Raw genomic sequence first — 26,333 nt, forward strand, 5'->3', positions numbered from 1 at the left:
CGGAGAGAGCAGGGAACGTGTCGGCATTGCAGCTTGACGGATCGAGCACGGTCGCGTGGGCGGATGCGCCCGCGGGCGCATCCGACGCCATCGTCGTCCTCGGCCGGGATGACGCCGGGGCAGGGGCGATCCAGGTCGGTATCGCCCGCCTGACCGCGCGACCGACGAAGGGCGTGCTCGACGACCTGTGGAAATCGCGAGGCACGCGGGCTCCGATGGGCTTCATCGTCGCAGCCGTCACCCCGGATGGCGTCTGGATTCACTATCCGTCCGCGGACGCTCCGCCCATCGGCCCCGTCACGGTCGGTCAGGCCGAGCGCCAGCTCCAGTCCGTGCTGGAGGAGGGGAACGGGCTCGCCGCTCACGGGCGCATCCGCGCCATTCAGGAGGCGATGTCCTCGGCGGGCACGGACGGCTTCTCCAACCACTTCCTGTTCGCCACCTACCACCTGAACCGTGACGTGCCCCGCCGTCCCGATTGGGAATCTGCGGGTCAGAAGGCAACGCCGATCCTGCCCAAGCGCGGCATCGAGCTGGTGGCGGCGCTCGGGTTCGACGCCGAGCCCGCGGGGACAGAGCGGCTGCTCGTCCTGCGCACATCGAGCGGGCCACGGCGCGCGGTCGCAGTGTTGCTGCGCGACGACGAGCACTTCGATCAGAAATCCGCGACCTACCAGCTCACACCCGTGGCGAAGGCGCTGGAGATCGCTGGCCGCGAGGACGTTCCGTGGGTGATCGCGCTGCGAAAGTCCACGCTGCGGCTTTACCCCGGACGTGACGGCGTGGGCGTCGGCCAGCGCGGCCAGTCCGAGACGTACTTTGAGCTGGACCTGGATTTGCTCGCGCCCGAGCAGGCCGCGCTGCTCACCCTCATCTTCTCCGCCGAGGCGCTCGACGTTGACGGCTCCGCGCAGCAGATCCTCGACGGCTCGGGCAAGTACGCCGCCGACCTCGGCACGCGCCTGCGCGACCGCGTGTACGAGGGGGTGGTGCCGCGGGTCGCGCTCGCCATCGCCGACCAGCTCCCGTCGCTCGGGCTCGCGCTCGACGCGCATGGACTCCAGACCGCGTACCGCCTCACGATGCGCATCTTGTTCCGCCTGCTGTTCCAGGCATACGGGGAGGCCACCGAGCTGCTGCCCGCGGGCCGCAACGACCATTACGACGCGAACTCGCTCCAGGCGTTCATCACCCGTGAGATCGGTACCGGCCCTGACCAGTTCTCCACCGAGTCGGCAGCGATCTGGTCGGATCTCACGCAGGTGTGGGATGTCATCTTCCAAGGCAACTCCCGCTGGGAGGTGCCTGCCTACGGCGGCAGCCTGTTCGACCCGGCCACCGAAGAAGGTGCACTGCTGTCCCGGGTCAAGCTCACCGACAGCGTGGTCGGACCCGCCCTCCAGGAACTCCTCAGTGAGGAGACCGTTGACCAGACATGGGGGCCTGTCGACTTTCGCAGCCTACAGGTGCGTGAGTTTGGCACCATTTACGAGGGCCTGCTGGAGTCCAGCCTCTCGCTCGCCGAGCAGGACCTCACTGTCGACCGGAACGGCGCATTCGTCCCCGCGAAGGACGACGATGAGGTCGTCGCACCAACAGGACGCCCGTACTTCCACTCCGCCTCGGGGGAGCGCAAGGCGACCGGCTCGTACTACACGCCGAAGATCGTCGTCGACCACCTCATCGAGCGTTCGGTCGAGCCCGCGCTGAAGGCCCACCTCGACCGGATCAAGACCCTCATGGACGAGGGCAAGGAGCGCCAGGCCGCGGACGCCTTCTTCGACTTCCGCGTCGCCGACCTTGCGATGGGCTCCGCCCACTTCCTCGTCGCCGCTGTGGACAAGATCGAGCGCGGCATGCGCGACTTCCTCACCGCCACCGAGGTGCCCGGCGTGCGCGCCGAACTCGCCCGGCTCGCGGAGAAAGCGCGCGAGGCGCTCGGGCAGGACACCGACGGGGCGAAGGCGATCACCGACGGCCAGCTCCTTCGCCGCCAGGTGGCCCGCCGCTGCATCTACGGCCTCGACATCAACCCGCTCGCCGTGGAGCTGTCGCAGCTCGCCCTTTGGATTCACACCTTCGTGCCCGGCCTGCCGATGTCGAGCCTCGACCACGGCCTCGTCCTCGCCAACTCCCTCACCGGCATCGGCACCATCGACGAGGCGATGGACGCACTGAAGGCCGACGGCCTGTTCGAGCAGATCATCCGCGAACCGCTGACAGCCGCACGAGACCTGCTCATCGACTACGCGAACGCATCCGAAGCCGACAAGTCCGAAGTCGCTGCGGGCGCGGAGATGCTGGCGAAGGCGCGAGACGCGGCTGCCCCGGCCAAGGCGATCTTCGACGTGGCCGTCGCCAAGCGCCTCGGCGTGACGATTGACGAGGCATGGGACGCCGAGCAGTTTGTCGCACTCGCCGCGATGCGCGAAGTGCGCGAAGCCGTCGATCCGCTCCAGCCCGCACATATGCCGTACCTGTTTCCCGAGGTCTTTCTCCGGGAACGGCCTGGTTTCGACGTGTTGGTGGGGAACCCGCCCTGGGAGGAGTTGCACGTCGCGGAGCATCACTGGTGGGGGCTTCGCTTGCCCGGTTTGCGCTCGATGCAGCAGTCCAAGCGCATCGTTGCACTTCGTGAGCTTCGTGAGAGTCGACCCGATCTTGAGTCGCAGTACCTGGCCGAGATTGAGCAAGTTAATTCGCTGCGGCGGGCCATTGCAGCGGGGCCATTCCCTGGAGTCGGAGCTGCACATCTCGATCTCTACCAGATGTTTGGGTGGAGGAACTGGAGCTTGTTGCGCGAAGGGGGCCGCGCTGGGCTCGTTCTGCCCCGCGGCGCACTCTCAGGCGCTTCGCTCGCGGAGTGGCGACGATCGGTTCTCGCGGATGGCGCTTTCGCTGACGTGTGCTTCCTGACCAACAACATGCAGTGGGTGTTCCCGAACGTCCACCCTCAGTACACGGTGTGTCTCACTGTTGTAGAGCGCGGCGCGGATCATGTCGTGCGGTTCGCCGGACCCTTCTTCAGTCAGTCGGAGTTCGTTTCGGGAGCTGCCACTACGGCGGAGGTTCCTGCCGAAGAGTTCGGGTCGTGGTCTGAAACCGCGGCATTTCCGCTGATCCCAGGTACGGCTGCCGCGCAAGTCCTGCGAACGATGATGCTCGCAGGTGTTTTCCGCAACACTCCGCCTGACGTGGATCTCGCTCTAATCCAGGGAGACCTGAATGCGACAAAGGACAAGCCTGTCCTTGAGTTCGATGTTGAGGAATCGCGCGGCCGGATTCCGGTTGGCACCGGCGCTTCCTTCAATATTTGGAATCCGGATGCGGGTGTTCCGTATGCGTACTCCCCGGTGGATGTGCTGCGCCCATACCTCCGGCGAAAGTTTGAAAGGGCTGCGCGAACTTCGCGTTCGGCTTACTCGGGCATGACGCTGCCCGAAGGACGCCTACAGCTCGACCAGGCCCGGATCGTGTACCGAGGCATCGCGCGTGCGACAGACACACGGACCTCTATTCCGTGCCTTGCGCCGCCTGGTCGAGCAATTGTCGATCCTGCTCACATGGTTGTCACCCGTCGGGGATCAGCGCGGCACGAGGCGTTCCTGTTGGGAGTGATGGCCTCAATACCGTTCGATTGGAGTGCACGGCGGTGGGTTGAGCTTCACCTGACTTTCGGCATCCTGACTCGGCTGCCAGTGCCGTGGTCGAAGTTCGAATCAAGCATCGCAGGTCGGACTGTTGTGATTGCAGGTCGCCTCGCGGCAATCGACGAGCGGTACAAGACCTGGGCAGAGGAGGTCGGCGTCGAGGTAGCAACGGCCAATGACGAGCCGACAAAGACGGAGCTGGTCGCGGAACTTGACGCACTTGTATCGCTCCTCTACGGGCTCACACCGGACCAGGTAGAGCACGTCTTCGCGACGTTCCATCGCGGTTGGGACTACGCCGCGCGGCTGGAACGGGTCCTCGCGTACTACGAGCAGTGGAAGGACGCGACATGACCGACCAGCTTCCGGTCTTTGCGACGAACCGGATCGCGCCGCCCATGACGGTGCGTGAGGAGGTGCGTCGTCTGTTCCGTGTGAACCGGGAGGCTCTTGCGGTGCCGCCGAGCGCGGCGATTGCGACGGCCTACGTCAACCCTGCGGGCTTCCTGCTGCTTGCCGACGAGCTGGAGAAGCTGCCGCGCATTCGCATCCTGCTTGGCGCTGATCCGCTGCCTGATCCGTTGCTGCCGGTGGATGCCGACGCGACGCTCCAGAAGCGGCTCGATGCGGCGCTGACCGATCATGTGCGCTGGCTGAAGGCGGAGCGTGATGCGCTCGGCTTCGAGCTGAAGGCAACGCGGTCGGCGAAGCGCCTGGTGGCGTGGCTGCGTGCGGCTGATGAGCGTGGCGAGCCGGTCGTGGAGATCCGCCGCTACACGGGCGGGTTCTTGCACGGCAAGGCGTTCATCAGCCACCATCCGACGCATCCTGCCTATCTCGCGGGGTCGTCGAACCTGACGTACGCCGGGCTCACGCGCAACGCCGAGCTGAACGTGGGCGCGTCCGGTCAGCACGGGTCCACGCCGCAGGTCATCGACTGGTTCGAGGAGTGCTGGGCCGACTCCGAAGCCTTCGACCTCGCCGGGCTGTACGAGCCGCTGTGGGCCGAGCACACGCCGTGGAGCGTGTTCCTCCGAATGCTGCTCGCCCGATACGGAGAGCACCTCGATGACGAGCAGGCCGGTCCCACGAGGTTCGAGCTGACCCGCTTCCAGGCCGACGGCGTGAAGCGGATGCGTCGGTTGCTGGACGAGATCGGCGGCGTGCTCGTCGCCGACGAGGTGGGGCTCGGCAAGACTTTCCTCGCGCTCGAAGTGATCGCGGCGGCCACGGAGGAGCAGCGGCAGCGTGTGCTGGTCGCGGCTCCGGCCGCGCTGAAGGCGTCGGTGTGGGACCCGGTGCTGGAGCGGTACGACATCTCCCGGCGCGTCTCGGTGCACTCCTACGAGGAGATCCGTAGCCGGATGGACCCCGAGCATCCGGAGCACCTCGGTTTCTACGAGCGTGCCGAGGATGCGGCGCTGGTGATCGTGGACGAGGCGCACAACTTACGGAACGCGGGCGCGGCGCGTTCGGAGGCGCTGGATCGGATCATCCTCGCGGGGCGGCACCCGAAGAAGGTCGTGCTGCTGACCGCGACGCCGGTGAACAACTCGCTCATCGACCTTGAGACCCTGGTCAAGTACTTCATCCGTGACGATGCGCGCTTCGCTTCGATCGGCATCCCGTCGATCCGCAAGTACATCCGCGATGCGCAGGCGCTCGATCCCGAGGCGCTCACGCCCGCGCACCTGTTCGACCTGATGGATCAGGTGGCGGTGCGGCGCACCAGGACGTTCGTCAAGGACAACTATCGCGGCGAAACGATTGCTGGGCCTGGCGGCAAGAAGATCCCGGTCGAGTTCCCCGACGCCGACGTACGCCGTGTCGACTATCAACTCGATGAGCCCGGCGAAGCGCTGGTGAACGCGGTCACCTACGCGCTCGATATCCCCGACGATGAGGCGCACGTCGCGTCGTTCAGCGTGCGCCGCGGCGACCCAGGGCGGCTTCTGCTTGCACGATACGTTTCCAGCCGGTACCTGAAGTCCGAGGATTTGAATAAGACCGAGGTCTCGAACATGGGGCTGCTGCGCTCCGCGCTCCTCAAGCGGCTCGAATCTTCACCGACCGCGCTGGCCGGAACGCTCGGCGTACTCATTCAGACGCACGAGGCGTTCCTCTCCGCGCTCGGCAAGGGCACCGTGCTCGTCGGCGGGGCGCTGCGCGACTACGTCAACTCCGAGTCGGAAGACCTTGACGAGATCGTCGCCGGACTCGACGAGGACGCCGAGCACCAGGCCACCCCTGCCGCGCTGTACGACGCGGAGCTGCTGGCATCCGATGTCGAGCGCGACCTCGTGCTGATCCGTCACCTCCAGTCGCTCGCTCAGGCGGCGGCGCACGACGGCGAGCCGAAAGTCGCGGCGTTGCTGACCGAGCTGGAGCGGATCGCGGCCGAGGCCGAGAAGCCCGCAGTGACGAACGCCCCCAGCGGCGACCGGCGAAAGGTCATCGTCTTCTCCACCTACGCCGACACGATCCGCGACCTGCACGAGCGGCTCACCGACGCGCTGGACGCCGTGGCGGACGGCTCGCCCCTCGCGGCCTACCGCGGCCGGGTCGCGCCCGCGGTAATCGGAGAGTTCGCCTCGGGCAAGCGCGGCGGCATCGACCAGCCGACCCGCGCGAAGGCGGTCGCCAACTTCGCGCCTCGCACAGCCGGGCAACTCCGAGACGACGGCACTCCGGTCGAGGCGGACGTCTACGACCTTCTGCTGACGACCGACGTGATCGCCGAAGGCGTGAACCTCCAGCAGGCCGCACATATCGTCAACTACGACCTGCCGTGGAACCCGATGCGCATCGTGCAGCGCCACGGCCGTGTCGACCGCATCGGCAGCCAGCACAAGTCGATCGAACTCGACGTGTTCTTCCCGGCCGAGCACCTTGACGAGTTCCTCGGGCTGGAGCAGACCCTGATCCGCAAGCTTCGGCAGGCGGATGCCGCCATCGGCGCGGGGAAGGTGCTCCCAGGGGTTTCGCACTACCCGCCGCAGGAGCATTACGACCCTGACGCGATCGTCGGCGAGATCGAGGAACTTATCGAGCAGGGTGGCGGCTCGGCCGCGGGATCGGGGGAGGAGTACCGGCGACGGCTCGCTAACGCGCTCGACGCCGACCAGGCGCTCCGCGGACGGCTTGAAGACCTGCCCTACGGTATCGGCAGCGGATTCGTGAACCCGGCCGTCGCCGGCCGCGCCTTCGTGTTCTGCATGAAGATGGGCGACACGGGCCACATCTGGTTCCGCAACGTGAACGCCGACGACGCTTGGCGGCCCATCGCCGACGAAGACGGGCGCGTCGTGGTCGATGACACCCTGATTTCACTCGTCACCGCAGACCCCGGCAAACCCGACAGGCCCAGGTCTCTGCCCGACGAAGCGTTCCGCGCCGCATACGAGGCATGGGCTCTCGCGCAGGAGGATGCGCACGACGAGTGGATGCGCTCAACCGACCCGAACGCCCTCGCCGCCGAGATCCCGGCGTCCTTCCGAGATGCGCGCGAAGTCATCCTGAACAAGGGTGGTCACCTCGGAGCTGCACAGCTCCAGACGATCAAGCGGCTCAACACGGTGCCGACCGCCAAGGCGAGGAAGGCGATGCGAGGTGCGCTGCGCACGCCAGGGAAGCCGGAGGCCGTCGTGACCGCGATTGTCCAGGTGCTCGACGGGTTCGGCATCCAGCCCGCCGAGAAGGTCGAACCGCTCCCGCCCATCGCGCTGGACGATGTGCGCCTCATCTCGTGGATGGCGGTCGAGGGGACGAAGGCGGAGTAGCGGTGTCATTGTTTGCGGGCGGCATCAACTGGCCGGAAGATTTGCAGCTTGTCTTCGTCGGGAAGGACGAGGGAGCCCGTAGCGGCAAGATCCGCGAGGCGAGCGGCAAGTACGTCGTGGACGTCGAGCCTGGACTGTCCTTCCAGCAGGGGTGGCGGGGGATAGACAACTCGAGAGTCGCCACGACGGTCATCGGCGGGCAACCAGCGATCATGCGCGGGTGTTCGGGCGGAGCTGCGTTTCACCTTTCGGAGGTCAGGATTGGATCGGACGCTCTGACACAGGAGTATGTGGCGATCCGCGCTGAGTTCGAACTCCTGCCATCGCTGTCAACGATTCGTCATGAGGATGGGGCGGCGCGAAGTGCTAGTGCTGAGATAGTGCTGCCACCGCTTGAATCGGCGAGGACGATGGCACTCCTGCTCGACGCTAGAGGCGTTGCCGAGATCAGGTCACCCAATCCTGCACCGATGGAGGAGTATGCGTCCCATCTCGCGGCGCTACAAGACCTGATCGTGTTCGCTGCCGATCAGCCTGCGGAGCGTGTCTCCCTCACCGGGGTTCTTGCGGATGGAACCGAGGTCGCGGTTCATGGCTGGACACGGTATCCGGCGTTCGAGAGTCGTGGTCGCCAGCCCGTCGAGTACCTGCTCAGGTTCGGCGCTGCGTACTTCGCAACCGTGGTCGAGGCGTGGTGGAAGATGCGGGTGGACTTCCGCCCGGTCCCGCAGATCCTTGCGGCCGTTCGATATGAGCCGGGTTTCGTGGAGAGTGACGTGATCGCGCTCGCGGCTGCGCTGGAGCGATTCACAAAGCAAAAGTTCCCGCCGCCGATGTCTCCGCCTCGCCTTGACGCGCAGGAGTTCGCGGTGATCGAAGACACGCTACAGGCGTTGCTTCCAACCCTGAGTGGGGCGCAGCGCGCGTTTGTCAACGGCATTCGGAACGATGCTCGTCGCACTCGGTATGAGGAGTACGTCGGCGCGCTCATCGAGTCCCTGCAGCCAGAGCACCTCGCGCACACGAAGATCAACCTGGCGAACTGGACGGCGGCGCTCCATTCGGCTCGGAACGATATCGCGCACGAGGGAGCGCCTAACCCGGCCAACCCCGTCCTGTTCGTCGACGCGCAGGAGTCGCGTGCACTCCGCGATGCGACCAGGGTGATCCTGAGCCTCGCGACCCTCGCTCACCTCGGCGTCCCCGATCCGGTACTGAGCCGAGCATCTGAGCGCCTGGGCGTGCGCTACGGCGTCCGCCATGTCGACTCCGCAATCTACGCGCCCTGACAGTCTCTTCGGGAGGCCGACCTGATCGTTTGCGCCCGCCTCGTCTGACCTCGGAAGCCCTTCCAGAGACCAGTACACGTCTGGCACATCCAGGCTGACCCCGCCTGACGGCGGGTTCCGTGGCTCACCTCTTTGACGAGAGAGGTGGTGCGGGGTGTCGGTTTCGATGCGGGTCATGGGCGCGGGGGACGGCTACAAGTACCTGCTGCGCACCGTGGCGTCCGCCGACGGGGAGAGGGCGCTGTCGACGCCTCTGACCCGCTACTACGCCGAGCAGGGCACCCCGCCCGGCCGGTGGATGGGCAGCGGCCTCGCCGCGCTCGGGCACGGCGAGATCCACGAGGGCGCGCAGGTGTCGGAGGCGCAGCTCCAGCTCCTACTCGGCATGGGCCTTGACCCGGTGACAGGCGATCCACTGGGGAAGGCGTACCCGGTGTTTCCGAGCGTCGAGGATCGGGTCACCGCTCGGCTCGCGAGGCTCGCTCCGGCGCTGGGCGCGACGGAGCGAGCCGAGGCAGTCGCCGTGATCGAGGCGGAGGAATCGGCGCGCACGTCGCGGCGGGCGGTCGCGGGGTTTGACTTCACGTTCTCGTTGCCGAAGTCGGCGTCGGTGCTGTGGGGTGTTGCGGACACGGCGACCCAGGCGCGGATTACCGAGGCGCACCATGCGGCCATTGCGGAGGTCGTTGCGTTCATGGAGCGGGAGGTTGCGGCCACGCGCTCGGGCGCAACCTCACGCGACGGCGCGGTTGCACAGGTCGAGGTGAAGGGGCTAATCGCCACCGCGTTCGACCATTTCGACTCGCGGGCGGGCGATCCGCAGTTGCACACGCATGTCGTGGTGAGCAACAAGGTGCGCACCCTGTTCGACGGCAAGTGGCGGTCGCTGGATAGCCGGCCGCTGCACGCGGCGACCGTGGCGCTGAGCGAGCTGCACAACGCGGTCTTCGCCGACCACCTCAGCCGCGCGCTCGGCCTGGGTTGGGAGCGGCGCGAGCGGGGAGCCGACCGCAACCCGGTGTGGGCGGTCGCCACGGTGCCGGAGGAACTGGTCGTGGAGTTCTCGTCCCGGTCCCGGCACATCGATATCGAGAAGGATCGCCTGATCGCCGAGTACGAGATGGCGCACGGGCACGCGCCGTCGCGGGAGACGATCATCCGGCTGCGACAGCAGGCGACGCTGGCAACCCGGCCCGACAAGGAAGTCCGCCCGCTCGCCGACCTCGCCCAGGAGTGGCGCACCCGAGCGAGCCGACTGCTGGGCCAGGACGCAACCGAATGGGCGCGAGAAGCCGTCGCGGTCGAGCCCGCGAAGCTCCTGTGCGCGGAGGACGTGCCGCTGGAGCGAATCGCCAGGCTCGGCGTGTCGGTGGTCGCCGCGGTTGCCGAGAAGCGCACGACGTGGAGTGTCTGGAACCTGTATGCCGAGGCCGCACGGCAGACGATGGGCTGGCGCTTCACCGGCACGGATGACCGTGAGGCGATCACTGGCATGATCGTCGATGCCGCAGAGCAGGCGTCCATCCGGCTCACCCCGCCTGAGCTAGCCTCCAGTCCCGCCTCGTTCCGGCGCGCGGACGGGACGAGCGTGTTCCGGCCTCGCAACGCCGCCCGCTACAGCGGTGCCGCGGTGCTCGCCGCCGAGGGCCGGCTGCTTGCGCACTCCCGTGAGCAGGTTGCACCGCGCCTGGCCGACGCAACGATCGCGCACGCGCTGCAACCCCACCGTGGGCGCACGCTCGGCGACGACCAGCGCGCCGCACTCACAGCGATTGCGTCGTCGGGCCGGATGCTCGACCTGCTCGTCGGCCCCGCTGGGGCAGGCAAGACTACCGCGCTGCGCGCGTTGCGGCGCGCGTGGGAGGCCGAGCACGGGCATGGCTCGGTCATCGGCCTGGCACCGTCCGCGGTCGCGGCCGAAGTGCTGGCCGGTGACCTCGGCATCCCGACGGAGAACACCGCGAAGTGGTGGCAGACCCACCGCGACCACGGCACCGGGTTCACTGCTGGGCAGCTCGTGATCGTGGACGAGGCATCCCTCGCCGGGACGCTCGCGCTCGACCGCCTCGTGCGCGTCGCGGCCGACGCCGGAGCCAAGGTGCTGCTCGTAGGCGACCCCGCGCAGCTCCAGTCCGTCGACGCCGGGGGAGCGTTCGGGATGCTCGTCGCCGACCGCGACAGCGTGCCCGAGCTGACGGACGTGCGCCGCATCGCCGCAGCCTGGGAGAAGGACGCCACCCTCGACCTGCGCCACGGGCGCATCGACGCCATCGACACCTACCAGGCCCACGGGCGCATCCACGCCGGGGAGGCCGAGCGCATGGCTGATGCCGCCTACGCTGCGTGGCAGCGTGACCGCGCCGCTGGACTGGCGAGCATCCTCATCGCCGAGTCAAGCGCGATGGTCAATACGCTGAACCAGCGCGCCCGCGCCGACCTCATCCTCGCCGGGCAGGTCGACGCGCGCGCAGAGGTGCGGCTGCATGACGATACCGAGGCATCCGTCGGGGACGCGATCATCACCCGCCGCAACAACCGCGAGCTGCGCATCGGCCGCGGCTGGGTACGCAACGGCAGTCGATGGACGATCACCGCCATCGGCGCCGACGGATCGCTGCGGGTGCGTCCCGCCGGACGGAGCTGGGGCGCGACCGTGCGGCTTCCCGTCGAGTACGTCGCCGAGCACGTCGAACTCGGCTACGCCGTCACCGCGTACCGGGCGCAAGGCGTCACCGTCGACACCGGACACACGCTCATCGAGCCAGGCGCGACGCGCGAGAACTTCTACGTCGCCATGACCCGCGGAAGGCTCGGGAACACCGCCTACGTCTCGATCAACCGTCCCGACGACGACCACATCCATCCGCCTACCCAGGACACCAAGGCAGTCGCGGCCCGCAAGGTGCTCGCCGGGGTGCTCCAGCACGTTGGGGCGGAACTCTCCGCCCGCCAGATGATCGCCGCCGAGCAGGACGCCTGGGGCTCGGTCGGCCAGCTCGCCGCCGAGTACGAGACCATCGCCGCCGCCGCACAGCAACCACGTTGGGAAGCCCTCGTGCGCGCCACCCGACTCACCGAGGCCGAAGCCGACGCCGCCATTGGATCGACCGCGTTCGGCGTGCTCGGTGCCGAGCTGCGCCGCGCCGAGGCGGACGGGTACGACACGGAGCGCCTGCTGCACGCGCTCGTCGCCTCGCGTCCGCTCGACGACGCCGACGACGTGGCCGCGGTGCTCCACGAACGGGTGATCCGAGCCCTGGCGCGCGCGAACGGTGCGGGGCGCGTGCGCCAGCCCGCCGCGCCCATCGCTGGACTCATCACCCCGGCGCTCGGCACGATGGACGACGACATGCGAGCCGCGCTCCGGGAACGCGCCGTACTCATCGAGCAGCGGGCCGACGCACTCGTCGCCGAAGCGGTGGAGGCGTCCGAGGCATGGGCCGCGGAACTCGGCCCAGAGCCCGCCGATCCGCAGCTTGCCGCGATTTGGCGACGCGAGGCGCGCACCGTCGCGGCCTACCGCGACACCTATGGCATCACCGAGACCAGCGCGCTCGGACTCATCGGCGACGACGCCCGGCAGCGTGCGGACGCGGCACGAGCACGCGCCGCGATCCTCCGCGCGAACCAGCTCGGGGCACGCGCAGCAGAACCGGAGTCCACGGTCAGTGCAGTCGGGGTATCCGCGCCGCGCCTGTAGCTGCCCTTCCGTGTGTCCGAGGTCAGGCGTACCCTGGGTGTCGAGGTAGTAGCCACGATTTCTAGGTCGCTTGCGACGGTCCCCTCGGGACGCTCACCACATGATCTACCTCCTCGGCGGAGCTACGCAGCCTCTCAAGAGGCGGACATCATGTTCCGACTGCTCTGGAATCTCAGCATCCGGGTTCGGCTGTTCCTGCGGACGTACATGCCAACGAACATCCTGCTCGACGCGCTGCGGACGCGACGCGGCCTGAAGTGGGGCGTGCCCGCCATGCTCATCGCTGTGCCGTACCTGCTCGGCGCGTGGCTTTTGACCGTCTGGATCGCCGACGGCGGGCCGGGCTGGCTGAACCTGCTGGTGCTGCTCTTCATCTGGAACGCGCTGAAGTTCCTCGTCAACGGGCCGATCACGATGATCGTCCTGATCCGGGCGCGCGTCGCCGAGCGGCGTGACCGTCGACTCGCCGAGCGTGAGTCGACGGGTTACGCAATCAGCGAGGACGCCCCGCTGCTCACCTCGTCGCGCGCCTGACGCGCTCGCGGTACCGGAACCAGCGCAGCATCTTTGCGTGCCGTTCGACGTCGCATGCGGCTGGCTGTGTCTGAGGTGCCCGCTAGTCTTCAGACACGCAGAAAGGCGGGTGCGATGAAGCTGAAGTCATTCCACGTCAGGTTGTTCCGCAACATCATCGACTCGGGGGAGATCCCGGTGGATTCGGTGACAGCCCTGGTCGGCAAGAACGAGTCGGGTAAGTCTGCGATCCTTCAGGCGCTCCATCACCTCAACCCCGCCAAGCCGTCGTTCGCGCTCGATCTGCTCGACGAGTACCCGCGGTGGCTGAAGAAAGAGCACGAGATCACCGGCGAGATCAACAGCGCCGTCCCGGTCACGGCCACATTCGAGCTTTCCCACGACGAGGTCGCTGAACTCGAAGCCGGCCTCGGCGCCGGGGTGCTGTCCGACCGCCACGTGACCGTGTCGCGTAGCTACGCCAAGCCAAAGATCCTCACCATCGAAGCCCACATCGAGCAGGCCGCATTCGTCGCCCCGTTCATCGCCGGGCTCTCCGAACGGCTGGGAAAGGCCATTGGCAGCCCGACCACCACGACCGAAGTCTCCACAGCGCTCGACAAGGTTGCCGCCGGCACCAATACAGACGGCGAGCCGACCGCCGTAGCGAAGGACGCGGCCGCGGCGAAAGAGACGCTGTCCGAAAAGCTGGGCGGAGCGGCGAATCTGACGACCGCAGTCCAGGCCTTTATCCGCGAGCGCATTCCCCGCACTTTCTACTTCAGCTCCTACTCGTCGCTGCGGGGCCGCTACAACCTCGATGAGGTCTTCAGCGCACTGAGTGATCCCGACGCCGAAGAGGAACTGGCCGCCGCGGCCGACTTCCTCCGGCTGGCGCGTGCCGTGCCAGAGACCTTGCAGGATTGGGACTTCGAGAAGTCGAACGCCGAGTTGGAGGCTGCGTCCAGTCTGCTGACCCGTCGTGTCAAGGAGCACTGGAAGCAGAACGATCACCTTAAACTTGCGGTCCGCATCGAGGATCAGGTCGAAACCGACCCACGGACGGCAGCGCCGGTCATCAAGCGGTATCTCCAGTTTCGAGTCGAGGACTCGCGGCACGACTTCAGCAGCCGCCTGGACCGCCGCTCCACTGGCTTCCAGTGGTTTGTGTCGTTCCTCGCGTCGTTCCTTGAGTTCGAGAAGGACAAGAATCTCATCCTGTTGCTGGACGAGCCGGGTCTCTCGTTGCATGCACGCGCGCAGATCGACCTTCTGAACACGATCGAGTCCCGGCTAGCCTCCGACCGTCAGGTGCTCTATTCGACGCACTCGCCGTTCCTCGTCCAGACGCCGCACCTCAATCAGGTCCGCATCGTGGAGGATCAGGGGCCCGATCTCGGCTCAGCGGTCATTCCCGATGCCGGAGTCGTCAAGGACCCGGACACGCTGTTCCCGCTCCAGGCCGCGCTTGGCTACGACATCGCGCATAACCTATTCATCGGCAACCGGAACATCCTCATCGAGGGCGTGTCCGACTTCATCTACCTCAGCACCATCTCGGATCACCTCTCGTCTCTCGGTCGCGCTTCCATTCCCGAGTCCGCTCGTCTGCTCCCCGCTGGCGGTGCAACCAACATCCCCACCTTCCTTGCGTTGCTCGGAGGGCAGCTCGATGTGGTCGTGCTCTTGGACGGCAGCTCCGACAAGCAGAAGATCGAGAACACGATCAAGCGCGGGCGGCTCGATGCGGCGAGGGTCATCAGCCTCGACAACTATGCGACCCCGCCGACGCCTGACATCGAGGATCTTTTTGAGCCCGGCGAGTACCTCGCGTTCTATAACGAGGCATACGGCGTTAGCCTCAAGCTCTCCGACCTGTCCGGCAAGGACCGGATCGTCGCGCGGATCACGCGCAAGATCGGCAAGGAGTTCAACCACGGCCACGTCGCCGCGGTGTTCCTGCGCAACCTCGACCGGTCAATCCAGGGACTCTCCGTGGCGACGCTCGAACGATTCGAGCAGGTTGTCGAGGCGCTCGTGAGGGCGCTGCCTGCCGAGTAGTCAGCTCAGCGCACACTTCCTTCAGTGATGTTCCACGCGGTGCCGTGCCTGCTCGGCGTGCGGCGAGCGAGCGCCTGGACAACCGAAGAGGAGAGACCGGGATGGCTGATGCTGCTCATGTTACTGCTCATCGAAGTGCGCTGAAGTCCTCGCGTCCGGGGCCGGGTGAGCTGCTCTGCTTGCCCGCGCGCGTCGTATGTGCCTTCGCGGCGTAGGCATCGAGTCACTCTATGGCGTCAATGTATAGCGAGGAACCAGTGTCGAAGCGGCCATCTGCGCTGTCCGAAAACCTGTCCGTTTACTCCCCGTAGCCGTCCGTAAACGTCCAGAGGTACACTGAGCCCCAGACGGCAACTGCCGCCTGGGGCTCAGTAAATTGCTGGGCTCAGAGACCGGAAGTGTGGCTCTGAGGGCCTCCCGGAATCAGACCCCGAAGTACAGCTCGTACTCGTACGGGTGCGGACGCTGCGCCATCGGCAGGATCTCCTTCTCGTACTTGTAGTCGATCCATGTCTGGATGAGCTCTTCCGTGAACACGCCGCCCTCGAGGAGGAAGTCGTGGTCGGCGCGGAGGGCCTCCAGCGAGTCCAGCAGGGAGTTCGGCACCTGCGGGATGCCCTTGGCCTCCTCCGGCGGGAGCTCGTAGAGGTCCTTGTCGATCGGCTCGTGCGGCTCGATGCGGTTCTTGATGCCGTCCAGGCCGGCCATCAGCTGCGCGGCGAAGGCGAGATACGGGTTGCCGGAGGCGTCCGGGGCGCGGAACTCGATGCGCTTGGCCTTCGGGTTGGAGCCGGTGATCGGGATGCGGATGGCCGCGGAGCGGTTGCCCGCCGAGTAGACCAGGTTGACCGGCGCCTCGAAGCCCTTGACCAGGCGGTGGTAGCTGTTCAGCGTCGGGTTGGTGAAGGCGAGCACCGCCGGAGCGTGCTTGAGGATGCCGCCGATGTACCAGCGGGCGATGTCGCTGAGACCGCCGTAGCCCTGCTCGTCGTAGAACAGCGGCTTGCCGTCGTTCCACAGCGACTGGTGGGTGTGCATGCCGGATCCGTTGTCGCCGAACAGCGGCTTCGGCATGAACGTGGCGGTCTTGCCCCACAGCTCCGCGGTGTTCTTGACGATGTACTTGAACTTCAGGATGTCGTCCGCCGCGTGCACCATGGTGTCGAAGCGGTAGTTGATCTCCTGCTGACCGGCGGTGCCGACCTCGTGGTGCGAGCGCTCGAGCACGAGGCCCGCCTCGATGAGCTTGAGAGTGATGTCGTCGCGCAGGTCGGCCGTCTTGTCCACGGGGGAGACCGGGAAGTACCCGCCCTTGTACGGCGTCTTGTTGGCGAGGTTGCCGCCCTCTTCCTCACGGCCGGTGTTCCACGCGGCCTCCTCGGAGTCGACCTTGTAGAAGCTCTCCCCGGCGGTGACCGAGTAGCGGACGTCGTCGAAGATGTAGAACTCGGCCTCAGGGGCGAAGTAGGCGGTGTCGGCGATGCCGGTCGACGCGAGGTACTTCTCCGCGTTCTTTGCGACCTGGCGGGGGTCCTTCGGGTAGATCTCGCCGGTGCGGGGGTTGTAGATGTCGAACACCATGATGAGGGTGCTCGCCTCGCGGAACGGGTCCAGGTAGGCCGTGGTCACGTCCGGGATGAGCTGCATGTCGGACTCGTGGATCGACGCGAACCCGCGGATCGACGAGCCGTCGAAGAGCTGACCGTTGACGAAGAAGTCCTCGTCGACCGTCGATGCCGGGATGTTGAAGTGCTGCTGCACGCCCGGCAGGTCGGGTGAAGCGGATGTCGAGGAACTTGACGTCGTTGTCGCGGATGTACGCGAGCACGTCGGCGGGGGTGGTGAACATGCATCAACTCCTGGAGGAACGGGTGCGGTCGAGTGACCTGCAAGCAGGTTACGGGCGGGGGATGACGCGATCATGTCTGGAATGTTTCCGGCGTGTTACGCGTCGGAGGTCCGCCCGCTGTCGGATGCGCACTGTGCGGCTCGCCTAGGCTGGAGGGATGCCCGACACCGCGCAGAGCTATCCCGGCGAACGACTCGGCCTGCCCAGGACCGGGTCCGGCAGCATCGGACGCCTGGGCCGGCGGGTGGCGGCTCTCGTGATCGACTACGCCGCGGCGACGATCATCGCGACGGCGTTCTTCGGCTTCCGGCAGTTCGACCTGCCGAAGGAGGCGGGGCTGACCCAGTTCGCCCCGATGATCGTCTTCGCCGTGCTGCAGATCGTGTTCATCCCGACCATCGGCGGCAGCCCGGGGCACCGCATCGTGGGACTGCGCCTGGCCATGATGAGCGGCGGCTGGGTGGGGTTGTGGCGGCCCGTCCGTGCGCACACGTTCTGCTGATCCTCGTCATCCCGGCGGTCATCTTCGACGCGGATCATCGCGGCCTGCACGACAAGGCCGTCGGCACCGTGCTGATCCGCTCCTGAGCCCGCGTCAGACCGCTGCGTGGCCGCGGTTGAGGCGGCGGAAGCTCTTCGGGGCCTTGCCGCCCAGGAACGAGCGCGCAGGGTCGATGGAGAAGCCCTGCCGCAAGGCCTCCCGGCCGATGAGCATGCGGAAGCCCATCTCGCTGCGGTTGCTCAGGGTCACCTCCGCCGTGACCCGACGGCCGACGAGCACGAGGTCGAGCAGCACCACCAGGCGGCTCTGCGCGTGCCCGGAGGACGAGCGCACGTCGCGGCGGTCGAACACCGGCAGCTCCACGGGGATGAGCTCGTGCGCGCCCTGCCACGGGCGCACGTCGAAGCGCACCCACGGCGCTCCGTCCCTGTCGAACTCCCGGATGTGCTGGGCGTGCAGTGAGGAGCTGCGCGCCCCGGTGTCGATCTTGGCCTTGATCCAGGGGATCCCGACGTCGGGGAGGGACACCCACTCCCGCCACCCGATAAGGGTGCTTGAATGAGTAGGTTCGTCCACACCACACATCCTGGCAGGAAATCACCGTGAAGCTCGCCGTGCTCTCGCGCGCCCCGCAGTCGTACTCGACCCAGCGCCTCCGTGCCGCCGCGACGCAGCGCGGCCACCAGGTCAAGGTGCTGAACACGCTGCGGTTCGCGATCGACCTCACCTCGGAGGAGCCGGATCTGCACTACCGCGGCCGCCGGCTGAGCGACTACGACGCGATCCTGCCGCGCATCGGCAACTCGATCACCTACTTCGGCACCGCCGTGGTGCGCCAGTTCGAGCAGATGGATGTCTACACGCCGAACACCGCGAACGGGATCTCGAGCGCGCGCGACAAGCTGCGGGCGAACCAGATCCTCTCCCGGCACAACATCGCCATGCCGCCGACCGCCTTCGTCCGCAACCGCGCCGACGTGCGTCCGGCGATCGAGCGGGTCGGGGGAGCGCCGGTGGTCATCAAACTGCTCGAGGGCACTCAGGGGATCGGCGTGATCCTCGCCCCGCAGGTGAAGGTCGCCGAGGCGATCATCGAGACCCTGCACTCCACCAAGCAGAACGTGCTGATCCAGAAGTTCATCGCGGAGAGCCGTGGCCGTGACATCCGCGCCCTCGTGGTGGGGGACCGGGTCGTGGCCGCGATGCGCCGCGTCGCGAACGGCGACGAGTTCCGCTCCAACGTGCACCGCGGCGGGACGGTCGAGGCCGTGCACCTCGACCCGGTCTACGAGCAGACCGCCGTGCGTGCGGCGCAGATCATGGGCCTGCGCGTCGCGGGCGTCGACATGCTCGAGGGGGAGGACGGTCCTCTCGTCATGGAGGTGAACTCCTCGCCGGGCCTGCAGGGCATCGAGGCCGCCACCGGTCTCGACGTCGCCGGCGCGATCATCGACTTCATCGCGAACCAGGTGAACTTCCCCGAGATCGACGTGCGCCAGCGGCTCAGCGTGTCGACGGGGTACGGCGTGGCCGAGCTCGTCATCCACGCGGGGGCCGAGCAGGTCGGCAAGCAGCTCGGCGAGCTGGGACTGTGGGACAGGGACATCACGGTGCTCACGCTGCACCGCGGTGTGACCGTGATCCCCAATCCCCGCAAGCACGTGGTGCTCGAGGATGAGGACCGCCTGCTCTGCTTCGGCAAGCTCGACGAGATGCGCTCGATGATCCCGGAGCGTCGCCGGCGCAGGGCGAAGGTGCGCAAGCTCCCGAAGGAGCACCTGACCGACGTCAACTGACCGGCATCCTCCCGGGACGACGAAGCGCCCGGCACCCTCGGAAGCGGAGGCCGGGCGCTTCGAGCGTCGAGGCTCAGCGCGGGCGCGGAGCGCGTGCCTTGAGCGGGTCGATGCCCTTCGGGATCGGCAGGGAGGCGACCGACTGCGACACCGACTCCATGCGCTTGATCACGGCGGCCATCGTGGCGTTGTCGATGGCCTTCGGGAGCTTCTTGATCGTCGTGGCGAGCTTGTCGATGGAGACGTCCTCCTCGCCGTGCCCGACGTAGAGGACGGTCACGGGCACGCCCTGCGCCACACGCAGCGCCTTGGTCTTCTCGTCCTTGACGAGGCGGGTGAGCCGGCCTCGGGCGCCTTCGGCGACCACCACGATGCCGCCGCGGCCGATCGCGCGGTAGACCGCATCCTGCGTCTTGGGGTTCACGCCGACGGGGATCTCGGATCCCTGCCAGTTGCGTCCCAGCGCCGTGCTGAGCACGTGCCCGGCGGCGCCCGGCATGCCGTCGATCTTCCGGTACATCGCCGTGGTCGACAGACGGGTCATCAGGAACATCGCGCCGAGCACGCCGGCGAGCAGGCCTGTGATGCCCCAGAGCACGACGCTCCAGATCTGGAACGGCGGGATGAGGTATCCGACGATCACACCGATGAGGGCGCCGGCGACGAGGATCGCGATCTGCGCCCAGGGCAACCACGGGTAGATCTCCCGGGTGAAGCCGAAGAGCGAGCGCAGCTGGGAGAAGAATCCGGGCTGCTTCTCCGTCGCGGAAGGACTTTTTGCCATGCCTTCCAGCCTACCGATTCCGCGGGCCCGTGATGGCGTCGGAGTCGACGCGCTGGGCGAACAGCTCTCCCTGCACAGCTCGGCGGATTCCGTGATTGTGCACGGGTCGCGGATGCCGGGGCCCGCGGCGCGTCCGGCAGGACTGGGATGGGGTCATGACCGAACGCAGCAGGAGCATCGCCGTCGCGGGCGCGCACCGCACGATCCGCGTGCTGTCGGACGGCGAGGGCCCGTTCCCGGGCGAGCTGGTCTCGCGCGGCGATGCGGTGGCCGTCCGGGTTCCGGTGGCCGCGCTGCGCGGTTGGGCCGGCTGGGCGTTCGCCGGCTGCGAGCACGTCGCCGCCCCGCTCGACCTCGCGCTGGGCGCGGATGGGCATGACGTGCTGCTGCCGTGGTGCGTGCGCACCGTCGGCGCCCATCTCGCCGCCGGCGGCGGGCCCGAGGGCATGGCGCGCGGGGAGGTCGTCACCCTCGCGGTCAGCATGCTGCGCGGCGTGCGAGAGCTCGCCCCGGAGGGCGTCGACGCAGGCTCGTCCCGCGCGGGGGACCCGGCCGAGGGCGACGAGCTGCGAGGTCGATGGTGGCTGACCGACGAGGGGCGCCCCGTGTTCGCGGTCCCGGCGTCGCCCACCGGCGACGACACCGCGTGCGCGAGCGCGCAGCAGCTGCTGCACGAGCTGGAGAGCCGCGTCGAGGATCGTGCGCTGCGACGCCTGCTGCTGCGTCTCGCGGATGCGCTGGACGACCCGCGTCGGCTCCGGGCCGAGGCGGCGCGATGGGAGGACGAGCTCCTGGAGGTCGCGGCTCCGCGGCCGTTGCGTCTGCGCGAGGACGAGGACGTGGAGCCCGCGACCGTCATCGACGGGCCGATGTCGTCGCGGCGCGAGCAGGCGCTGCGACGCCGCGACCTGAGGGCCGTCGCCGCGGCGACCGGACGACGCAGGCGGTCGAAGAAGGGCGGCCCGGCGAGCATCGGGAGCGCCTCGGTCTGGCGTCTGACCGGGCTGGGTCAGGCGGCCAGCGCGGCGCGGGACGCCGCGGTCGCGCGGCTCGCCGGGCTGGCGGGGCGATCGTCCTCTGTCCGATCGGGGGAGACGCCGGCGCGCGGTGGTCGGCGGCGCTGGGCCGGCCCGGCGGTCGTCGCGGTGGCCGCCGCGACGGTGATCGCCGTCGGCGGCGCGCTCTGGCCGACGGGTGCCGGGAGCGCGGATGCCGTCGACCGCGATGCGAAACCTCGGCCCGCAGCGGCATCGTCGTCCGCCCCGGCGACGACCGCGTCCGCCGGCGCAGTCGTGCCCCCGCCTGCCGCGGCGCCGGCCACCCCTGGCCCCACCGCCGCGGAGGCCGCCCGGAATCCCGGCCCGTCCTCCGAGCAGGACCCGGCCCGCGCCGGAGAGGAGCTGATCGCCGCCGCACTCCGTTGCCGTGCCGCACCCGTTCCGGCCTGCGGCGACATCTGGGACGGTGGCCGTGCGGCAGCCAAGGAGCTGCTCGACCGCGACACGCCCGCCGTCTTGATCGAGGATTACGGCGACGTCGCCGCGCTGCGCAGCGGTTCCGGACCTCGGGCTCAGATGGTCGTGATCATCCGCCGAGACGCCGAATGGCGGATCCGCGATGTGTATGACATCGCAGACCCGCCATCCGAGGGGGCCGGAGCCCCGTGAATCCGTGCGGATCAGGCCCCGAGCTGCGCGGCGAAGTCCGCAGCCTCGAGGCGCGCCTTCACCGACGACAGGAAGCGGGCCGCGTCGGCGCCGTCGATGGTGCGGTGATCGTACGACAGCGCGAGGTAGACGTACGAGCGGATCGAGATGGCCTGCTGGCCGTCGACCGTGACCACGCCGGGGCGCTTCACGACCACGCCGGTGCCGAGGATCGCCGACTGCGGCAGGAACACCACAGGGGTGTCGAACAGGGCGCCGCGCGAACCGGTGTTGGTCAGCGTGAACGTCCCGCCCGCGAGCTCGTCCGGCTTCAGCTTGTTGTCACGGGTGCGTGCCGCGAGGTCGGCGATCTCGTGAGCGATCTGGGCGATGTTCTTCGAACCCGCGTCGCGCAGCACCGGGGTGAGCAGGCCGCGCTCGGTGTCCACCGCGATGGAGATGTTCTCCGAGGCGGGGTAGACGATGTCCGTGCCGTCGACCGTGGCGTTGACGATCGGGAACTCCTGCAGCGCCTCGGCCGCGGCCAGGGCGAAGAACGGCAGGAACGACAGCTTGTCGCCGGTCTTCTGCTGGAACGAGACCTTGACCTCGTCGCGGTACGCGGCGAGCTTGGTGACGTCGACCTCGACCACGGTGGTGAGCTGCGCGGTCTGCTGCATCGATGCGACGGCGCGCTCGGCGAGCACCTTGCGCAGACGCGACATCGGCTGCGTGGTGCCGCGCAGCGGCGAGATCACGCGCTCCTTCGGAGCGGCGGCGGCGGCCGCTCCGGCAGCGGGGGCCGCCGGAGCGGCCGCAGCGTTCAGCACGTCCTCCTTGCGGATGCGTCCGCCGACGCCGGTGCCGGTGACGGACGCCAGGTCGACGCCCTTCTCTGCGGCGAGGCGGCGCACGAGCGGCGTGACGTACAGCGAGTCGGATCCGGCGTCGGCGGCGGCCGGAGCCGGTGCCGGAGCAGCGGCCGGTGCCGGAGCAGCGGCGGCGGGAGCCGGGGCAGGCGCAGGTGCGGGGGCAGCGGCGGGAGCCTCCGGCGCGGGCGCCGGGGCCGGTGCAGGCGCCTCGGGTGCGGCCGGGGCGGCAGCCGGTGCACCGCTGCCGATGCGCGCGAGCACGGCGCCGACGGCGATCGTGTCGTCCTCGGCGGCGAGGATCTCCTGCAGGGTGCCGGCGACGGGCGAGGGGATCTCGGTGTCCACCTTGTCCGTGGAGATCTCCAGCAGAGGCTCGTCGACCGCGACCTCGTCTCCGACCTGCTTCAGCCAGCGGGTGACGGTGCCCTCGGTGACGCTCTCGCCCAGCTCGGGCAGGCGCACGTCGGTCGCGTCGGAAGATGCAGCCGGGGCAGCCTGCGGGGCGGGCGCCGGCTGCTCGGCAGCGGGGGCCTCCGCCGCGGGTGCCTCGGCGGCAGGCGCTGCGGCCTCCTCGGCGGGCGCCGACGGGGCGGACGCGCCCGAGCCGTCGCCGATGCGGGCGAGGACCGCGCCGATCTCGACTGTGTCGTCCTCGGCGACGAGGATCTCCTCGACCACGCCGCTGACCGGCGAGGGGATCTCGGTGTCGACCTTGTCGGTCGAGATCTCGAGCAGGCCCTCGTCGGCCTGGACGGTGTCGCCGACCTGCTTGAGCCAACGGGTCACAGTGCCCTCGGTGACGCTCTCGCCGAGGGCGGGAAGGACCACAGGTGTGCTCATGACGGAGTCTCCTTAGGGAAGTTCGTGATGGTGTTCAGCTTAGTGGGCAACCTGGTGTTCAGCCCAGTTTTGATTTCCACGATGCGCAAGAAAAGTTTCACATCGCGTGAAGAGGCTTGCCGGACAGTGCGAGGAAGGCCTCGCCGAGGGCCTCGCTCTGCGTCGGGTGCGCATGGATCAGCGGCGCGATGTCCTCGGGATGCGCCTCCCAGCTCACCGCGAGCTGGCCCTCGGTGATGAGCTCGCCGACCCTGTCGCCGAGCAGATGCACGCCGAGCACGGGACCGTCCTTGAGCCGGACGACCTTCACAAGTCCTCCGGTGCCGATGATCTCGCTCTTGCCGTTGGCCGCGAGGTTGTACTCGTAGGACACGACTCGCTCGGCTCCGTGCTCATCGATGGCCGCGGCCTCGGTGACGCCCACGGACGCCACCTCCGGGCTGCAGTAGGTCACGCGCGGCACCTGTGCGTCCGGAACGACCGCCGGCGTGAGTCCGGCGATGCGCTCGGCGACCGCGATGCCCTGTAGGAATCCGCGGTGGGCGAGCTGGAGACCGGGGACGATGTCGCCCACCGCCCACACGTGCTCCACGTTCGTGCGCAGCTCCGGATCCGTCAGCACGAATCCGCGATCCAGCTGCACGCCCGCCTCCTCGAAACCGAGGCCCGCCGTAGCGGGGCCCCGGCCGACCGCCACCAGCAGGTAGTCGGCTTCGTAGTTGGTGCCGTTCTCGAGGGTGACCGTGACGGCGTCGGCCGTCTGGGTCGCGCTCGCGAACCGCACACCGAGCGAATACGCGATGCCGCGACGGCGGAAGGCGCGCTCCAGGCCCTTGCTGAGGGCGATGTCCTCGTTCGGGGCGAGGTGGTCGAGCGCCTCGACGATGGTGACCTCGGCGCCGAAGGAGCGCCACACGCTCGCGAACTCGACGCCGATCACCCCGCCGCCGAGGATGACGACACGCTGCGGCACTTCTTCGAGCGCGAGCGCCTGCTCGCTGGTGATGATCCGTCCGCCGATCTCGAGCCCCGGCAGGCTCCGGCTGTAGGAGCCGGTCGCCAGGATCACGTCGGTGCCGGTGTAGACGTCGTCGCCGACGGCGACGGAGCGGTCGGGACGCAGCGCTCCCTCGCCGGAGACGACGGTGATGCCGCGGGCCTTGATGAGGCCTTCGAGCCCCTTGTACTTCTTCGCGACGATGCCCTCGCGGTACGCCCGGACACCCGACGGGTCGATGCCGTCGAACGAGGCGCCGACGCCGTACTTCGCGGCGTCGCGGACGCTCTCGGCGATCTCCGCGGAGTGCAGCAGCGCCTTGGTCGGGATGCAGCCGCGGTGCAGGCAGGTGCCACCGACCTTGTCCTTCTCGATCAGCGCGACGGACTTGCCGAGCTCCGCCGAGCGGAGGGCGGCCGCGTAGCCGCCGCTGCCGCCGCCGAGGATCACGACGTCGAAGCTGTGCGCGGTCATGCGCGGACCCCCTTCGCGCGGCCCTCGGCGAAGGCGATCAGCGTGCGGACGATGGCGCCGGTCGCGCCTTTGTCGGTGAAGCCGTATGGGGCGCCCTTGTGCTCGGAGGATCCGGCGATGTCCAGATGCGCCCAGGGGATGCGCGGGGCGTCCTCGTCGTCCGAGGTGCGCCCGACCATGCGTCGCAGGAAGAGACCGGCGAACAGCGCGCCGCCGGCCGTGTCGCCGATCTTTGCGTTCACGAGGTCGGCGATCGGCGACTTGAGCTCCTCCTCCATGTGGTCGGGGAGGGGCATCGGCCACGCGGCCTCGCCGGTGGCGGCTGCCGCGGCCAGCACCTCCTGCACCGTGTCGTCGTCGCCGAAGACGCCGGTGTGGCGCATTCCGAGCGCGACGATGATCGCGCCCGTGAGCGTCGCCACGTCGAGGATCACATCGGGATGCTCGCGGCTCGCGGCGACCAGGCCGTCAGCGAGCACCAGCCGGCCCTCGGCGTCGGTGTTGAGCACCTCCACGGTCTGGCCGTCGGCGAACCGCAGCACGTCGCCGGGCCGGATCGCCGTGCCCGAGGGCATGTTGTCGGCGATGCAGAGCCAGGCGCTGACTCGGATCGGCAGACCGATTGCGGCGATCGCCCTGGTCGCGGCCAGGATACTGGCGGCGCCGGCCATGTCGGTCTTCATGCCGACCATGCTGGCCGGAGGCTTGAGGGAGAGGCCGCCGGTGTCGAACGTGATGCCCTTGCCGACGAGGGCGATGTGCCCGACGGCGCCCTCGGGGGAGTAGTCGAGATGGACGAGGCGCGGCGGCCGCGCGGACCCCTGGCCGACACCGAGGATGCCGCCGAATCCGCCGGCGGCGAGCGCCGCCTCATCCAGCACCTCGACGGTGACGTCGAGACCGTCGACGGCGTCGACGGCGCGCGCGGCGAGATCCGCGGGGCCCAGCCACTCGGCCGGCGTGGTCACGAGATCGCGGGTGAGCGCGACGGCTTCCGCAAGGGCGGTCGCGTGCGTGGCATCCTCCGCGGAGAGGTCGGCGTGCAGCACGACGGTGCCCGCGCGCTTCTGCTGCTCGCCGGAGCGGTAGTCGTCGAAGCGGTAGCCGCCGAGCAGCGCACCCTCGGCGGCGGCGGTGGCGAAGCCCGCGACGGCGTCGCTCAGCAGGACGGAGACCCGATCGAACCCGGTCAGCGTGCGCAGTGCCGTGCCGGCGGCCTCGCGGACGCTGTTCGCATCCGGCGCGGAACCGGCGCTCACCACCGCGACCGGGACGTCTGCGATCTCGGCGGCGGGGATCCGCGCGTACGCGCCCGCCTTGCCGGTGAAGCCGACCGCGGTCAGCGCCGCGTGCGTGGAGGAGAAGGGGGACAGGTCTTCCGGGGTGTCCGTGAGACCGGCGACGACGAGCACGACCGCATCTGCGTTCGCGTCCGCCGGAGCGCCTGTGGAGAGCTCGAGCGCAGGTGACGTCATGGCGTCCATCCTAGGTTCGGACCGTCCAGCCAGGAGCGGATGCGGCGCACGCGTGTTCGCTCTCAGCGCTCTGCGGATCCGTGGCCCGGAGCGGCTCGTAGCATGG

General features: G+C 68.6%; 13 protein-coding genes and 2 pseudogenes. 9 read left to right on the plus strand and 6 right to left on the minus strand.

Features of this window, described 5'->3' with window-relative positions:
- Window positions 1-17 precede the first annotated feature (17 nt).
- From ACYQ1L_RS08380 to ACYQ1L_RS08405, 6 genes are all read left to right on the plus strand, one after another.
- Entirely contained in the window at window positions 18-4,004 is a 3,987-nt protein-coding gene (locus tag ACYQ1L_RS08380; RefSeq protein ID WP_460003737.1) for an Eco57I restriction-modification methylase domain-containing protein, read from the plus strand.
- Window positions 4,001-7,429 carry an SNF2-related protein gene (locus ACYQ1L_RS08385; protein ID WP_460003738.1) on the plus strand — a complete coding sequence of 1,143 codons (3,429 nt, stop codon included), beginning with the start codon at window positions 4,001-4,003 and terminating at the stop codon, window positions 7,427-7,429. Before ACYQ1L_RS08380 ends, ACYQ1L_RS08385 begins: the two co-directional genes overlap by 4 nt.
- A 2-nt stretch (window positions 7,430-7,431) precedes the next feature.
- A complete protein-coding gene (locus tag ACYQ1L_RS08390; protein ID WP_460003739.1) occupies window positions 7,432-8,718 on the plus strand; it encodes a hypothetical protein in 1,287 nt (428 codons plus the stop codon).
- 154 nt (window positions 8,719-8,872) lie between these two features.
- Window positions 8,873-12,418: a MobF family relaxase gene (mobF, locus tag ACYQ1L_RS08395; RefSeq protein WP_460003740.1), complete on the plus strand. Its 3,546-nt coding sequence runs from the start codon at window positions 8,873-8,875 to the stop codon at window positions 12,416-12,418.
- 150 nt (window positions 12,419-12,568) lie between these two features.
- Window positions 12,569-12,952, plus strand: a complete 384-nt coding sequence (locus tag ACYQ1L_RS08400; RefSeq protein WP_330171813.1) for a sulfate permease — start codon at window positions 12,569-12,571, stop codon at window positions 12,950-12,952.
- A gap of 114 nt (window positions 12,953-13,066) precedes the next feature.
- Window positions 13,067-14,992, plus strand: a complete 1,926-nt coding sequence (locus ACYQ1L_RS08405; protein ID WP_460003741.1) for an AAA family ATPase — start codon at window positions 13,067-13,069, stop codon at window positions 14,990-14,992.
- Between the two features lie 423 nt (window positions 14,993-15,415).
- Here the strand turns inward: ACYQ1L_RS08405 and glnA are convergent.
- Window positions 15,416-16,841, minus strand: a pseudogene (glnA, locus tag ACYQ1L_RS08410) (type I glutamate--ammonia ligase).
- Between the two features lie 157 nt (window positions 16,842-16,998).
- Between glnA and ACYQ1L_RS08415 the strand changes: the two are divergent.
- A pseudogene (locus ACYQ1L_RS08415) lies at window positions 16,999-17,429 on the plus strand (RDD family protein).
- 7 nt (window positions 17,430-17,436) lie between these two features.
- Here the strand turns inward: ACYQ1L_RS08415 and ACYQ1L_RS08420 are convergent.
- The gene (locus ACYQ1L_RS08420) at window positions 17,437-17,928 is read right to left on the minus strand and encodes an ATP-dependent zinc protease family protein (protein WP_460003742.1); all 492 of its coding nucleotides are present in this window, start codon (window positions 17,926-17,928) and stop codon (window positions 17,437-17,439) included.
- A gap of 17 nt (window positions 17,929-17,945) precedes the next feature.
- On the opposite strand from ACYQ1L_RS08420, the gene ACYQ1L_RS08425 reads away from it, so the two are divergent.
- The gene (locus ACYQ1L_RS08425; protein ID WP_460003743.1) at window positions 17,946-19,139 is read left to right on the plus strand and encodes a RimK family alpha-L-glutamate ligase; all 1,194 of its coding nucleotides are present in this window, start codon (window positions 17,946-17,948) and stop codon (window positions 19,137-19,139) included.
- Window positions 19,140-19,212: 73 nt separating this feature from the next.
- On the opposite strand, the gene ACYQ1L_RS08430 is transcribed toward ACYQ1L_RS08425, so the two are convergent.
- Window positions 19,213-19,923, minus strand: coding sequence for a DUF4191 domain-containing protein (locus ACYQ1L_RS08430; RefSeq protein WP_460003744.1), 711 nt, complete (start codon window positions 19,921-19,923; stop codon window positions 19,213-19,215).
- A gap of 155 nt (window positions 19,924-20,078) precedes the next feature.
- Here ACYQ1L_RS08430 and ACYQ1L_RS08435 point away from each other — a divergent pair, with 155 nt between their 5' ends.
- Window positions 20,079-21,590, plus strand: coding sequence for a hypothetical protein (locus ACYQ1L_RS08435; RefSeq protein ID WP_460003745.1), 1,512 nt, complete (start codon window positions 20,079-20,081; stop codon window positions 21,588-21,590).
- Window positions 21,591-21,601: 11 nt separating this feature from the next.
- Here the strand turns inward: ACYQ1L_RS08435 and sucB are convergent, their stop codons facing one another.
- The 3 genes from sucB to ACYQ1L_RS08450 form a co-directional block, all read right to left on the minus strand.
- Window positions 21,602-23,281, minus strand: a complete 1,680-nt coding sequence (sucB, locus tag ACYQ1L_RS08440; protein WP_460003746.1) for a 2-oxoglutarate dehydrogenase, E2 component, dihydrolipoamide succinyltransferase — start codon at window positions 23,279-23,281, stop codon at window positions 21,602-21,604.
- Window positions 23,282-23,378: 97 nt separating this feature from the next.
- Window positions 23,379-24,752, minus strand: a complete 1,374-nt coding sequence (lpdA, locus tag ACYQ1L_RS08445; protein WP_460003747.1) for a dihydrolipoyl dehydrogenase — start codon at window positions 24,750-24,752, stop codon at window positions 23,379-23,381.
- A complete protein-coding gene (locus tag ACYQ1L_RS08450; RefSeq protein WP_460003748.1) occupies window positions 24,749-26,227 on the minus strand; it encodes a leucyl aminopeptidase in 1,479 nt (492 codons plus the stop codon). Before ACYQ1L_RS08450 ends, lpdA begins: the two co-directional genes overlap by 4 nt.
- Window positions 26,228-26,333: the final 106 nt, after the last annotated feature.

Source organism: Microbacterium xylanilyticum (assembly GCF_054654695.1).